This is a genomic window from Formosa sp. L2A11 (genome assembly GCF_009796865.1).
GTDB lineage: Bacteria > Bacteroidota > Bacteroidia > Flavobacteriales > Flavobacteriaceae > Formosa.
In genome coordinates this window covers 2,299,472-2,313,214 of sequence record NZ_CP047028.1, presented here as the reverse complement: position 1 = coordinate 2,313,214, position 13,743 = coordinate 2,299,472, and the positions used below count along the sequence as shown (strand labels likewise).

Annotated in this window: 14 protein-coding genes; 7 read left to right on the top strand and 7 right to left on the bottom strand. The window is 33.3% G+C overall.

Going from position 1 to position 13,743, the window contains the following annotated elements:
* The first annotated feature begins 62 nt into the window (after positions 1 to 62).
* Positions 63 to 869 carry an HAD family hydrolase gene (locus tag GQR95_RS10050; RefSeq protein ID WP_159023040.1) on the top strand — a complete coding sequence of 269 codons (807 nt, stop codon included), beginning with the start codon at positions 63 to 65 and terminating at the stop codon, positions 867 to 869.
* A 115-nt stretch (positions 870 to 984) separates the two neighbouring features.
* On the opposite strand, the gene GQR95_RS10045 is transcribed toward GQR95_RS10050, so the two are convergent.
* The 6 genes from GQR95_RS10045 to tgt form a co-directional block, all read right to left on the bottom strand.
* Complete coding sequence (locus GQR95_RS10045; RefSeq protein ID WP_159024278.1) at positions 985 to 2,169, bottom strand: asparagine synthetase B; 1,185 nt, start codon at positions 2,167 to 2,169, stop codon at positions 985 to 987.
* A gap of 452 nt (positions 2,170 to 2,621) precedes the next feature.
* Positions 2,622 to 4,166: a replicative DNA helicase gene (dnaB, locus tag GQR95_RS10040; RefSeq protein WP_159023039.1), complete on the bottom strand. Its 1,545-nt coding sequence runs from the start codon at positions 4,164 to 4,166 to the stop codon at positions 2,622 to 2,624.
* A gap of 167 nt (positions 4,167 to 4,333) precedes the next feature.
* Positions 4,334 to 5,287 (bottom strand): acetyl-CoA carboxylase carboxyltransferase subunit alpha, encoded by a 954-nt coding sequence (locus tag GQR95_RS10035; RefSeq protein ID WP_159023038.1) that lies wholly within the window; start codon positions 5,285 to 5,287, stop codon positions 4,334 to 4,336.
* A 62-nt stretch (positions 5,288 to 5,349) separates the two neighbouring features.
* The gene (locus tag GQR95_RS10030; protein WP_159023037.1) at positions 5,350 to 6,246 is read right to left on the bottom strand and encodes a DMT family transporter; all 897 of its coding nucleotides are present in this window, start codon (positions 6,244 to 6,246) and stop codon (positions 5,350 to 5,352) included.
* A complete protein-coding gene (locus tag GQR95_RS10025) occupies positions 6,233 to 7,309 on the bottom strand; it encodes an LptF/LptG family permease (protein ID WP_159023036.1) in 1,077 nt (358 codons plus the stop codon). Before GQR95_RS10025 ends, GQR95_RS10030 begins: the two co-directional genes overlap by 14 nt.
* A gap of 2 nt (positions 7,310 to 7,311) precedes the next feature.
* The gene (gene tgt, locus GQR95_RS10020; RefSeq protein WP_159023035.1) at positions 7,312 to 8,442 is read right to left on the bottom strand and encodes a tRNA guanosine(34) transglycosylase Tgt; all 1,131 of its coding nucleotides are present in this window, start codon (positions 8,440 to 8,442) and stop codon (positions 7,312 to 7,314) included.
* 262 nt (positions 8,443 to 8,704) lie between these two features.
* Here tgt and GQR95_RS10015 point away from each other — a divergent pair, with 262 nt between their 5' ends.
* The 6 genes from GQR95_RS10015 to GQR95_RS09990 all read left to right on the top strand — a co-directional run bounded on the left by GQR95_RS10015 (position 8,705) and on the right by GQR95_RS09990 (position 13,122).
* Positions 8,705 to 9,550, top strand: coding sequence for a transketolase (locus GQR95_RS10015; RefSeq protein ID WP_159023034.1), 846 nt, complete (start codon positions 8,705 to 8,707; stop codon positions 9,548 to 9,550).
* Positions 9,551 to 9,571: 21 nt separating this feature from the next.
* Positions 9,572 to 10,525: a transketolase family protein gene (locus GQR95_RS10010; protein WP_159023033.1), complete on the top strand. Its 954-nt coding sequence runs from the start codon at positions 9,572 to 9,574 to the stop codon at positions 10,523 to 10,525.
* Between the two features lie 47 nt (positions 10,526 to 10,572).
* Positions 10,573 to 11,154, top strand: a complete 582-nt coding sequence (locus GQR95_RS10005; RefSeq protein ID WP_159023032.1) for an outer membrane beta-barrel protein — start codon at positions 10,573 to 10,575, stop codon at positions 11,152 to 11,154.
* Positions 11,155 to 11,322: 168 nt separating this feature from the next.
* A complete protein-coding gene (locus GQR95_RS10000; RefSeq protein ID WP_159023031.1) occupies positions 11,323 to 11,907 on the top strand; it encodes an outer membrane beta-barrel protein in 585 nt (194 codons plus the stop codon).
* A 223-nt stretch (positions 11,908 to 12,130) separates the two neighbouring features.
* The gene (locus GQR95_RS09995; protein WP_159023030.1) at positions 12,131 to 12,526 is read left to right on the top strand and encodes an RNA-binding S4 domain-containing protein; all 396 of its coding nucleotides are present in this window, start codon (positions 12,131 to 12,133) and stop codon (positions 12,524 to 12,526) included.
* Between the two features lie 92 nt (positions 12,527 to 12,618).
* Positions 12,619 to 13,122 carry a phosphoribosyltransferase family protein gene (locus GQR95_RS09990; protein WP_159023029.1) on the top strand — a complete coding sequence of 168 codons (504 nt, stop codon included), beginning with the start codon at positions 12,619 to 12,621 and terminating at the stop codon, positions 13,120 to 13,122.
* On the opposite strand, the gene GQR95_RS09985 is transcribed toward GQR95_RS09990, so the two are convergent.
* Positions 13,114 to 13,635 (bottom strand): shikimate kinase, encoded by a 522-nt coding sequence (locus tag GQR95_RS09985; protein WP_159023028.1) that lies wholly within the window; start codon positions 13,633 to 13,635, stop codon positions 13,114 to 13,116. The two genes, GQR95_RS09990 and GQR95_RS09985, sit on opposite strands and share 9 nt — an antisense overlap.
* Positions 13,636 to 13,743 lie beyond the last annotated feature (108 nt).

Below are 13,743 nucleotides of genomic sequence, written 5' to 3'. Positions count from 1 at the left end.
TAACAGCTCCTTAACATGCTAAAATCATATAAATCTGTATTTTTATACCTTAAAATTATACTATGAAATTATCTCAAGTGAAACTAGTTGTTACCGATATGGATGGCACCTTACTAAACTCTAAAAGTCAAGTAAGTCCACTTTTTTTCAATCTATTTCAGAAACTTCAAGCTCATAATATTCATTTTATAGCAGCTAGTGGCCGACAATATTTTAGTATTGTTGAAAAGCTAGAAACCATTAAAGATGAGATTACCATTATAGCAGAGAATGGAGGAATTACAAGACGTGGTGACCAAGAATTAGCTAAAATGCTACTTTCTAAAGACAAAATCAACTCCATCTTACCTTTACTAAGAACACTCGATAATGTTTTTATTGTGTTATGCGGAAAAAACAAAGCATATATTGAAACACAAGACTTACACTTTCCTAAACTTTTAAGTGAATATTATACCGAATTTAATACAGTTAAAGACTTGACAGAAGTTAACGATGATGAGTTTTTAAAGATTGCCATTTATCATACAGAAAATTCTGAAAAGTTCATTTATCCGCATGTTAAACATTTAGAGAATGAACTTCAAATTAAAGTTTCTGGAGAACATTGGTTAGATATTTCTCATCACGATGCCAATAAAGGATTTGCTTTAAAACTCGTGCAAGAAGAACTTGGAATCTCTGAAGATGAAACCATGGTGTTTGGCGACTATAACAACGATTTAGAGATGCTTGAGCGTGCTTATTTTAGTTATGCTATGGCCAATGCACACCCGAATGTTAAGAAAGTGGCGCGTTTTGAAACTAAAAGTAATGATGAATTTGGTGTTGAGACCGTTTTAGAACAACTGATTGCTTCTAAGGAATAGTTTTAGAAAAGCGTATCATTCCGAACTCGTTTAAGAACCTCACTCGTATGTGATACTGAAACGAGTTCAGCATGACCACCTGTTTAATAAATACTCAACAAAAAAACATTCCGAATTACGTTTTCTGTTTTTTCTTTTTAGCCGCAGGAAACAACACATTGTTTAAAATTAAGCGATAACCTGGAGATGTAGGATGCAACTCGAGTTCTGTTTTAGGATCTCCCACTTTATGCGTATAATCTTCTGGATCGTGACCGCCATAAAAGGTAAAGAATCCTTTTCCTTTAATTCCATGAATATATTTTGCTTCCCCATTTGCTTTATTTTCTCCTAATACTAACACATTAGGTTTAATTTCGTCGCGTGTAAACGATGTTGTTTGCCCCATAAACCCCTTAACCAAGGCCGTATGATTCTGACATAGCATTGTTGGTACAGGATCCCATTTTGCAGAAAAATCCATTAACGAAAAATAATCGGCATCTTTTAAAACACGACGCTTAGACGTCATGTCTATAGAAGAAAACTCATAGACTTTTGGATTACGTTCTAATGTGTAATTTGTAAACGCGAGAGTTTTAGAATAATCTATTTGTTTCTGATAATCTGGATCACTCCCATCGCCATCAAACATCGCCTCACAAATATCTACGCCTTCGGCAGACAATGCAATATCAAAAGAATCTGTGGCACTACACATGGCAAACATAAAGCCACCACCAACAACATAGTCTCTAATTTTTAGTGCCACGGCTAACTTCTCTTCAGACACCTTATTATACCCCAAACGTGTAGCTAAAGCTTCTGCTTCTTTTTTATCTTCAATATACCAAGCTGCAGTTTTAAAAGTATTATAGAATTTTCCAAATTGTCCTGTAAAATCTTCGTGGTGTAAATGCAACCAATCATACAGTAACAAGTTATCGTTTAATACATCTTCATCGTAAATTGTTGTGTACGGAATCTCTGCATAAGTTAAAACCATAGTTACAGCATCGTCCCAAGGTAATTTTCCTTTTGGTGTATACACAGCTATTTTAGGTGCTTTTTCTAGAACTACAGCCTCCATATTCTGACTCGGACTCTCTATTAACTCTAGAATTTGTTCGGTTTTATCATTAGATATCACTTCAAAAGAGACGCCACGAATCTGGCATTCTCTTTGAATTTGATCGGTATCTGGGAATAAAAAAGAACCACCTCGATAATTTAACAACCATTTTACTTTTAGTTGTTTATCGAGTGCCCAATACGTGATACCATAGGCTTTTAAATGATTTTTTTGTCCATCGGCATCCATAGGAATCAAGACGTATGATGCGAATGTTTTTGCTGAAATTAATAGACAGAATAAGACGAATAGAATGCGTTTCAAAATAAGTGTAGATATAATTGAAGTTGAAAGATACTTAATTTTTAATTTGAGAGGAAACACTTTATAAAAAGATTGAGTGTTAATGTTTTCTCTTTGGTGATACTGAAACGAGTTCAGCAAGGCAGAGAAGATTAAAACCTATACAATAGACATATTTATGTTCTCGATAATTAATATATGAACCTCGGACGTTACCTGGACTCGTTTCAGCTTGGCATTCGGATTCAATTCTAAAACCAGTTCTGATTAAAGCACTCTTCTCTCTTCATTCTTCTATATTCTATTCTCTTTTTTTCTGCTTACATACTAAAAATAAAAAACCATAAAAATCACTCTAAAGTAATTTTTATGGTTTTAAAATTGTTGTTATTTATAATTTAAAACGGTACGTCGTTATCATCGTCTTCGTTCATAGCGCTTCCAAATGCATCTGTTGGTGTTGGAAAACTATTTCCTGAAGCAAAACCAGAATCTTCACCCGGATTTGTATTCATTTTACTATGAAACTCGTAAGGTGAATCGAAATCGTCTAAATTATCGAACTTACCTAAGTTACCGATAAACTTCAGACGGATGTTTTCTAAACCACCATTCCTGTGTTTTGCGATAATAAATTCCGCTTGTCCCTCTGTTGGAGAACGCTCATCATCATCCCATTCTTCAATTTTATAGTATTCCGGACGATAAATAAACGATACAATATCGGCATCTTGCTCGATTGCTCCAGATTCACGAAGGTCAGACAGTAAGGGACGTTTAGATCCTCCACGTGTTTCAACCGCACGCGATAACTGAGATAATGCTATTACAGGCACCATTAATTCTTTTGCTAAAGCCTTTAAGTTTCGAGAAATCATCGAGATTTCTTGTTCACGGTTTCCACCATGACTTGGTCCTCCTGTCATTAACTGCAGGTAGTCAATCATAATTAATTTAATGCCGTGTTGCGACGATAAACGTCTGGCTTTTGCACGTAAATCGAATATAGAAAGCGATGGTGTATCATCAATAAAAAGTGGTGCTTTTTCAAGTCCTTTTACTTTTACATTCAGTTGTTCCCACTCGTGTTTTTCTAATTTTCCTGTTCTTAATTTTTCTGAAGACAATCCTGTTTCAGAAGAAATTAAACGCATAATTAACTGTACAGATGCCATCTCCAGAGAGAAAAAGGCGACAGGTATATTTTGGTCTACAGCAATATTTCGTGCCATAGATAAGGTTAAAGCCGTTTTTCCCATACCTGGACGAGCTGCTACAATAATTAAATCGGAAGGTTGCCATCCCGAAGTTAATTTATCAAGCTTATCGAACCCAGTAGGAATACCACTTAATCCTTCTTTATTAGAAATTTCTTCAATTTTTTTCTTAGCCTGAATTACCAAATCCTGAGCCGTTTCACTCGACTTCTTAATGTTACCTTGGGTAACTTCGTATAATTTAGTTTCGGCAGCATCTAGTAAATCGAAAACATCTTTCGTTTCATCGTAAGCTTCCTCAATAATTTCAGATGAAATTTTAATTAAACTACGCTGAATAAATTTCTGTAAAATAATACGCGCATGAAACTCGATATGCGCAGAAGAAGATACTTTTTGCGTTAACGAAATCAGGTAAAAATCTCCACCTGCTAACTCAAGCTTTGCACTCTTCTTTAATTGACTAGAAACGGTTAATAAGTCAATAGGCTCACTGTTCTCGAACAACTGAAATATAGCTTCAAAAATATATTGATGCGACTCTTTATAAAAGGCATCTGCACTAAGAATATCTATAACCTCATCGACACCTTTTTTATCAATCATCATCGCTCCAAGCACAACTTCTTCTAAATCAAGAGCTTGTGGCGGTATTTTACCACGTTCTAAATTGATTAAAGTGCTTTTATCCACTTTATATCCTTGTAATTGATTTGGTTGTTTCATAAGTGCGAAAGTAACTAAAATGATGCTATTAAAACATGATTTTTAACGGTTCATGTTAACGATTAGTCAACATTCTAACTGTTAATAACTTACATATTTTGTTAATAACCATAAAAAAATCTGAAGCGAAATGGCTTCAGATTTATAACATAAGGGTACAGAAAGGTTTAGTCTTTATAGACACCCATATTTTCGTATTTTTCCATTCTCTTTTTAACTAAATCTTTTGGTGATAAGTTTTTAAGTTCATCGAAAGATTTAATGATTGCATTTTTAACAATCTCAAAAGTTTGCTCACGATCTGTATGTGCTCCACCAATTGGTTCTTTCACAATCTGATCGACTAACTTTTGTTTTTTCATATCAGAAGCCGTTAATTTTAACGATTCTGCAGCTTGTTCTTTATATTCCCAACTACGCCATAAGATAGAAGAACAAGATTCTGGTGAGATTACAGAATACCATGTGTTTTCTAACATTAATACGCGATCTCCAACACCAATACCTAAAGCTCCTCCAGAAGCACCTTCACCTATAATAACGGTAATAATTGGCACTTTTAAACGTGTCATCTCTAAAATATTTCTAGCGATAGCTTCTCCTTGTCCGCGTTCTTCTGCTTCTAATCCTGGATATGCACCTGGAGTATCTATTAAAGTAACAACAGGAATTCCAAATTTTTCAGCAGATTTCATTAAACGTAATGCTTTACGATAGCCTTCTGGATTTGGCATTCCAAAATTTCTAAACTGTCTGGTTTTGGTGTTAAAACCTTTTTGTTGTCCGATAAACATATAACTCTGGTCTCCAATCTTACCTAGACCACCAATCATTGCTTTATCGTCTTTTACATTTCTATCTCCATGCATTTCAAGAAAAGACTCTCCGCAAAGGGCCTTAATATAATCTAAAGTGTAAGGTCTGCCTGGATGTCTAGACATCATTACACGTTGCCAAGGCGTTAAATTTTTATATATTTCTTTCTTAGTCTCGATAAGCTTCTTCTCGATTTGCTTACAAGTCTCTGATACGTCTACGTCACTTTCCTTACCTATAATCTCGCATTTATCCAATTGCTCTTCAAGCTCTTTTATAGGAAGTTCAAATTCTAAATATTCCATACCAATGAAGGTTTTGTTTTTTAGTTAGCCAACAAATATAAAAATTTAGTGTTGATATATTGTTAAGACTCTTTTCTTTTTAAAGTTTTCCAATTTTTTAAGATGCCATTAAGCACCACAGCGACTAAAATAAAAGCTGCTCCAAAATAAAAATTAGTCGACATTTTTTCTTTCTCTGGGAATAATATTATCGCTAAAATAATACCATAAATAGGTTCTAAATTAAAGGTAAGCATTACTGTATATGGACTAATATGTTCCATAACTTTTACAGAAGCAATAAACGCATAAGCAGTACATACTGAGGCCAAAATAAACAAATACAACAAATCTGACTCGCTTACATTTAAAAATTCTTGATTAAACCCTGAACCAAATATGGCTATAAATAAAGTAATAAATACAACCCCGCTAATAAACTCGTAAATTGAAATAACAGACGGTCTATGGTGCTTGACAAACTTACCATTAAGCACAGCAAATAAAGCGGATAAAAAAGCTGAAATTATTCCTAATATTATTCCTTCTATATACTGAAGTTCGCTCTGAGTGATAAGAAAAACACCTAAAACGACTACCAAACCAAATACCATTTCGTATTTAATGATCTTGCGTTTATGAATAATAGGTTCTAAAATAGATGCAAAAAAAGCACCCGACGATACCATGGACAACGTAATGGAAATGTTTGATACTTTTATAGCACCAAAAAAGGTAATCCAATGTAAAGCAATAATAACTCCTGCAAACGCAAATCTTGCAATTGTTTTTGGAGGGACTTTAATAGGAATGCGCTTAAAACGAATATAAGCATACATTAATACGGTTGCCATAAGCATACGAAACCACACCAAAGGAATAGCATCTATCGTGATTAATTCTCCTAAAATTGCGGTGAATCCTGCGATAAACACCAACAGGTGCATATGCAGATAATTGAGTAATTTAACGTCTCGCATGATATAACAAGTAGGCAGCTAGTACCCCAAAAACAATATTAGGAAACCATACAGCAACCAAAGGTGAAAAATCGGACTGCTCTGCCATAACACCAAATATTTTATCAAAAAAGACAAATACCATGGCAATACTTACACCAAAAGCCAGATTAACTCCCATTCCACCACGACGTTTTTTAGACGATACGGCAACGGCTATAATGGTTAATATATATACAGAAACAGGTAAACTCCATTTTCTATATTTTACAAGTTCATAACGCCCAATACTAGACGAACCTCTTTTCTTTTCTTTATCTATAAACTGATTTAAATCTTGGTAATTTAACGTCTCGGCAATATATTCTACTGGTGTTAAATCTTCTAAATCGAAACTAAAAACAGTATCTTTTCTACGTTTTGTTTCAAAAATATCGTCATTTTCTCCTACCGTACGTCTCACATAATCTACCATACGATACACCGAGTCTTTTTCTATATAACGAATGTTTCTAGCACTCATTTTATAGACTAATTTATTATCTACAACATGCTCTAGAGTAAAGTTTTGTCCCATTCTATTCTTGGCATCAAAACTACTTACGTAAATAAAATCATGATCATTAATTTGTCGGTATACACTCCCCGTCTTCGATGCGTTTTTATTTTTTTTAAAGTACTTATAATCAAAATCATTAAATCCCTTACTCGCTTCAGGCGCTAAATACATTCCCAAAAACAATGCAATAATAGCGACTACTGTAGCGCCAATCATATACGGGCGTAGAAATCTAGAAAAAGAAATTCCAGAACTTAAAATAGCAATAACTTCTGTGTTATTTGCTAATTTAGAGGTAAAGAAAATAACCGAAAGGAATAAAAATAGCGGAAATAAAAGGTGTGCAAAATAAACGGTAAAATCTAAATAGAAAAAAGCAACCTCACCAAAAGGCACTTCATTTTCTAAAATTTTACCAATTTTTTCTGCTAAATTCACGGTAATTCCAATAGGAATAAACAGCAACAACATCATTAAAAATGTGAGCAAATACCGCTTTAATATGTACCAATCTAATATTTTCAATACTATAATCTATTATCCATTTGTTTAACCATCATATCTTTCCAAACTCTAAAGTCTCCGGCTAAGATATGTTTTCTTGCTTCACGAACCAACCACAAATAGAATCCTAAATTATGTATGGTCGCAATCTGTTTTCCTAATAATTCATTTACAGAAAATAAATGTTTTAAATAGGCTTTAGAATATTCTGTATCTACAAAAGTGATGGCCATCTCATCAATAGGAGAGAAATCGTCTTCCCACTTTTTATTTTTAATATTAATAGAACCGTAGGCTGTAAATAACATTCCGTTTCTTGCATTACGAGTTGGCATAACACAATCGAACATATCTACACCTAAAGCGATGTTTTCAAGAATATTTATAGGTGTACCAACTCCCATTAAATAACGTGGTTTATCTTCTGGAAGAATATCTGTTACAATTTCTGTCATTTCGTACATTTCTTCAGCAGGTTCTCCTACAGATAAGCCTCCAATGGCATTTCCTTCGGCTCCTACTCCAGCAATATATTCTGCAGATTGTTTACGTAAGTCTTTATATGTACTTCCTTGAACGATTGGAAAAAAAGTTTGACCATAATCGTACTTTAACGGTGTTTTATCTAAATGCGTTAAACAACGTTCTAACCAACGATGCGTCATGTGCATAGAACGTCTGGCATAATTATAATCGCAAGGGTAAGGTGTACATTCATCGAATGCCATAATAATATCGGCACCAATACTACGCTGAATTTCCATAACATTTTCAGGCGTAAATACGTGATAACTTCCATCTATATGCGATTTAAACTTTACGCCTTCCTCTTTAATCTTTCTATTTGAAGATAAAGAGTACACTTGGTATCCTCCAGAATCTGTTAAGATATTGCGATCCCAATTCATAAATTTATGCAAACCACCCGCTTTTTCAAGGATTTTGGTCTTTGGGCGTAAGTATAAATGATATGTATTCCCAAGAATAATGTCGGGATTAATATCATCTTTAAGTTCGCGCTGGTGCACACCTTTTACAGAACCTACGGTTCCTACAGGCATAAAAATTGGCGTTTCTATTTTACCGTGGTCTGTCGTTATTACTCCAGCTCTGGCTTTACTTTGTGGGTCTTTGGCTTTTAAGTCGAATATCATGTTCAAAAAATCATCAGTCGGCAAAGATAATTAACTCGCTGTGATATGTATTGGTATTTAAAAAAAATTAAGAATCATTAGTGTACTTATTCTCTTTAAGTGTTCAAATAGAGGTGTTTTACCTCTTAAAATACTAAAAAAAATTAACACATAATTAATAATATAGGCATTTACGTAAACCTTTACGCAAATTACCAAACATTAATTTGTTAAACAGACATAAAGGGTTATTTTTGAGACTTTAAAAATCAAGTTATAAAACATGGCTAACACAACAGAATTACAAGATTTAACGACTCAGGTTCGTAGAGATATTCTACGCATGGTACACAAAGTAAACTCTGGACATCCAGGAGGTTCTTTAGGCTGCGCAGAATTTTTAGTTGCGCTATACAATGAAATTATGGACCGTAAAGACGGTTTTGATATGAATGGTTTAAACGAAGATTTATTCTTCTTATCTAACGGACACATCTCTCCTGTATTTTACAGTGTACTTGCACATGCTGGATATTTTCCGGTTGAAGAATTAAACACTTTTAGATTAATTAATTCTAGATTACAAGGACACCCAACAACTCACGAAGGTTTACCTGGAGTACGTATTGCATCTGGTTCTTTAGGCCAAGGTATGTCTGTAGCAATTGGTGCTGCACAAGCAAAAAAATTAAATGGAGACAATAAATTAGTTTACACATTACATGGTGATGGTGAATTACAAGAAGGTCAAAATTGGGAAGCTATTATGTATGCGTCTGCTAAAAAGGTAGATAATTTAATTTCTACTATAGATTTAAACGGACAACAAATTGATGGTTCTACAGATACTGTTTTACCAATGGGTAGCATTGAAGCTAAATTTTTAGCTTTTGGTTGGGATGTTTTAACTGTTGAAAAAGGAAATGATATAGACGCTATATTAAAAGGTATGTCTGATGCAAAAGCATTAACAGGAAAAGGAAAACCGGTTTGTGTGTTGTTAAAAACTGTTATGGGTAATGGTGTAGATTTTATGATGTACACGCACGCTTGGCACGGTAAAGCACCTAGCGACGAACAATTAGAAAATGCCTTATCTCAAAATCCTGAAACATTAGGAGACTACTAATCTTCACAATCTAAAAAGACAATGAAAACATACACATATACAGAAAAAAAAGATACCCGAAGCGGATTTGGAGCAGGTTTAGCAGAATTAGGACGTACAAACCCTAATGTTGTCGCTTTATGTGCAGATTTAATTGGTTCGTTAAAAATGGACGAATTTATTAAAGAAAATCCAGAACGTTTTTTCCAAATTGGTATTGCAGAAGCAAACATGATGGGAATTGCTGCTGGTTTAACTATTGGTGGTAAAATTCCTTTTACAGGAACTTTTGCTAACTTTTCTACTGGTCGTGTTTACGATCAAATTCGTCAATCTATTGCATACTCTAACAAGAACGTAAAAATTTGTGCATCTCACGCAGGTTTAACTTTAGGAGAAGATGGAGCAACACACCAAATTCTTGAAGATATTGGGTTAATGAAAATGTTACCTGGCATGACGGTTATTAATCCTTGTGATTACAACCAAACTAAAGCAGCAACTATCGCTATTGCAGAATTCGATGGTCCTGTTTACTTACGTTTTGGACGTCCGTCTGTGCCAATATTTACTCCAGCAGATCAGAAATTTGAAATCGGAAAAGCACTTCAATTAACAGAAGGAGCAGATGTTACTATTGTAGCAACTGGTCACTTAGTTTGGGAAGCTTTAGAAGCTTCTAAAGCATTATACGAAAAAGGAATTTCTGCAGAAGTTATAGATATTCATACTATTAAGCCTTTAGATGCTAAAGCCATTTTAGACTCTGTTGCAAAAACAAGATGTATTGTAACTGCAGAAGAACATAATATACTTGGTGGATTAGGAGAAAGTGTTGCTCGTGTATTAGCTACAAACAATCCAACGCCTCAAGAATTTGTAGGAACTAAAGATACTTTTGGAGAATCTGGAACACCTGCACAACTTATGGAAAAATACCAATTAAACGCCCAAGCAATTATAAACGCTTGCGAAACTGTGATTAAAAGAAAATAATTTTACTAGATTAGCGTTTAATGTAAATACTCATTAAAACGAAATCTATGAAAAAAATAATCATAATGCTTTGTATTGTTGTAGGAGCCCTGCAACTTACATCTGCACAATCTGGTTCCGGTTACGGTATTAAAGGCGGTTTAAACTATAGCTCTAACGGAAGTTACATTTCTTCTGCCGAACAAATAAAACACTCAGACAGAAACATTGGTTTCCATCTGGGTGTTTTTGCTAAATTTGGTAGCAAACTATACTTTAAACCCGAATTAATGTACACCAAAACCAGTAGCGAATATAATAATGCAAATCTTGATATTCAAAAAATTGATTTACCTGCATTAGTAGGTTTTCGATTAATTGGACCATTAAGTGTCTTTGCTGGTCCTTCTTTTCAATATATAATCGATTCTAAATTTGACGATATAGATTATGATAATATCGAAGAAGACATTAGTATGGGATTAAATTTTGGTTTTGCATTAAACATACGTAGTATTGGTATAGACTTAAGATACGAGCGTGGTTTTAATACTAACGAAACAGATTTTATTTCTAACAACGGTTTAAATATTGTAAAAATAGATTCCAGACCCGATCAACTTATTCTAAGTTTATCTCTTAAAATTTAAAACAGATTATTTTCTATAAAAGCTAGTACGAATACCATATTGTTTTAATGGTAATACTATCAAATTTATAATTAAATATCAATTAACTGTTACCCCCTACAAATCCACGATAAAAGGAAAATATTTTTAGTAGTTTCGTATTTGATAAAAAAATTAGATACTAAAACTATGAAAAAATTAATAGTAATGCTTTGTGTTGTTCTTGGAGCTATTCAGCTTATTTCTGCACAATCAGGTACTGGTTTTGGTATTAAAGGCGGTTTAAATTATAGTTCTAACGGAAGTTACAGTTCTTCTTTAGGCAAATATATAGAGCACCCAGATAGAAACGTTGGTTTTCATCTGGGTGTTTTTGGTAAGTTTGGAAGTTTAGTTTACCTTAAATTTGAACCTACTTATACACAAACCACTAGTTCTTACAATGAAGAAGATTTTAAGGTTAAAAAGGTAGATGTCCCTGCTTTAATTGGAGTGCAAATAATTGGCCCATTAAGTATATTTGCAGGGCCAACGCTTCAATATATTATAGATACAAAACTGGAGGATATAAAAGCTGAGGATCGTAGTGAAGATATTACTGGAGGCCTTAATTTCGGGATTGCCTTCAACTTTAAAAATATTGGAATTGATTTAAGATACGAACGCGGATTTAAAGATTATGAATTACAATACATCACAAACAATGGATTAGATCTTGTGACTATAGATTCTAGACCAGAACAACTTATCCTTAGTGTTTCTTTTAAGCTTTAATTTCAAACAAAAAAGTCAACTTACATCTGCTTTATCAAATTTTCACAGTATTTTATATTTAAAATCTACACCTTTAACAACAAGTTTAAATAATATTAAAGCTGTAATAAATTAGTTAAAGAGCGTGTTCTTCATTTCAATATTGCTTATTTTTGAAACTTAAGACCGATTATACTATTAGATATTACAGTATAATTTACATGACGATTTTTACAAATAAAGAATGCGAATAGATAAATATTTATGGTGTGTGCGTTACTACAAAACAAGAAGTATCGCAACTGCAGCATGTAAAAAAGGACATATAAAAGTAAACGGAGCTGTAGTAAAACCCAGTCGAGACGTCTATCCTCAAGATAAAATTGAAGTCAGAAAAGATCAAGTAAACTATAGCTTAAAAATAAACGACTTACCTCCTAACCGAGTTGGCGCCAAATTGGTAGATATTTACCGTGTAGATACCACACCTAAGGAAGCTTTCGAGGCTCAAGAGCTTTTAAAATATGCTAAAGATTATTACCGTAAAAAAGGAACAGGACGTCCTACTAAAAAAGATCGTAGAGATATAGATGGTTATCAAGACGACCAGGAAGAAGATACGGTTAACGAAACTCCTTAATGACCACACGATATTAACTTTATATATTAATTCTTAAAATGATAACGGGATAAAAAAACTCTTTTTATCTTTGATTAAATTTCAATACACAAATGGAAGCTACTAAAAATATTATTTTAACTCACGATGAAATCAATCATAAAATTAAACGTATTGCGTATCAGATTTATGAGAGTAATGTCTATGAGGAAGAAGTGATTTTAGCAGGAATTGATAGTAATGGTTATATTCTAGCAAAAAAACTAAAATCGATTTTAAGTAAAATTTCACCTATAAAGCCTGTGCTTTGTAAAGTAAATATTGATAAGAAAAATCCAAGAAACGAAATTAAAACGTCTTTAACTGTTGAAGAATACACAAACAAATCTATTGTATTAATAGACGATGTTTTAAATTCTGGGACAGCATTAATATATGGAGTTCGCTTCTTTTTAGACGTGCCTTTAAAGCAATTTAAAACGGCAGTATTAGTGAATAGAAATCATAAAAAATATCCTGTTAAAGCCGATTTTAAAGGCATTTCTTTATCTACGTCTTTAAAAGAACATGTTACAGTAGATTTTGATGGAAAACATTACGAAGCCTATTTAGACTAAATGCGACATTACCTTATCTAACACATCTAATTCTGTAGTATTATCTACAGGAATAACAACATCTGCCTGATTGTAATACGCAGAACGCTCAAACATGTGTTTTCCTATAAACTCCATTAACTCATCATCTGTACTAAATCGGTTCAATAATGGGCGATTTTCTTTTTCATGCTTTAAACGGCTTGTAAGCTCCTTAATTCCGGCTTTAAAATAGAAAGACGTTGCATTCTTGTGCGCTGTGATTAATGCCATATTATTAGCATAGCAAGGTGTTCCTCCTCCAAGGGCTAAAACAACATTATCTTGATCTTCTAAAAGTGCTTTTAAATACTCATTCTCTTTTTTTCTAAAATAGATCTCTCCGCGTGTTTTAAAAAGTTCAGGAATACTTAACTGTTCTTGGTCTTCTATATAATCGTCTAAATCTATAAAGGGATGATTAAGCTTTTTTGCTAATTTCCTTCCCAAAGTAGACTTCCCAGAGCCCATATATCCTATTAAAATTAAATTCATTTAAAGTGCTTTTTATTGATACTTAAAAACATACGTATTTGAACAACAAAAAAACAAAAAAAAAATTAGAAACAGGCTTGGAATTCTAAATAAAGATGATATATTTGC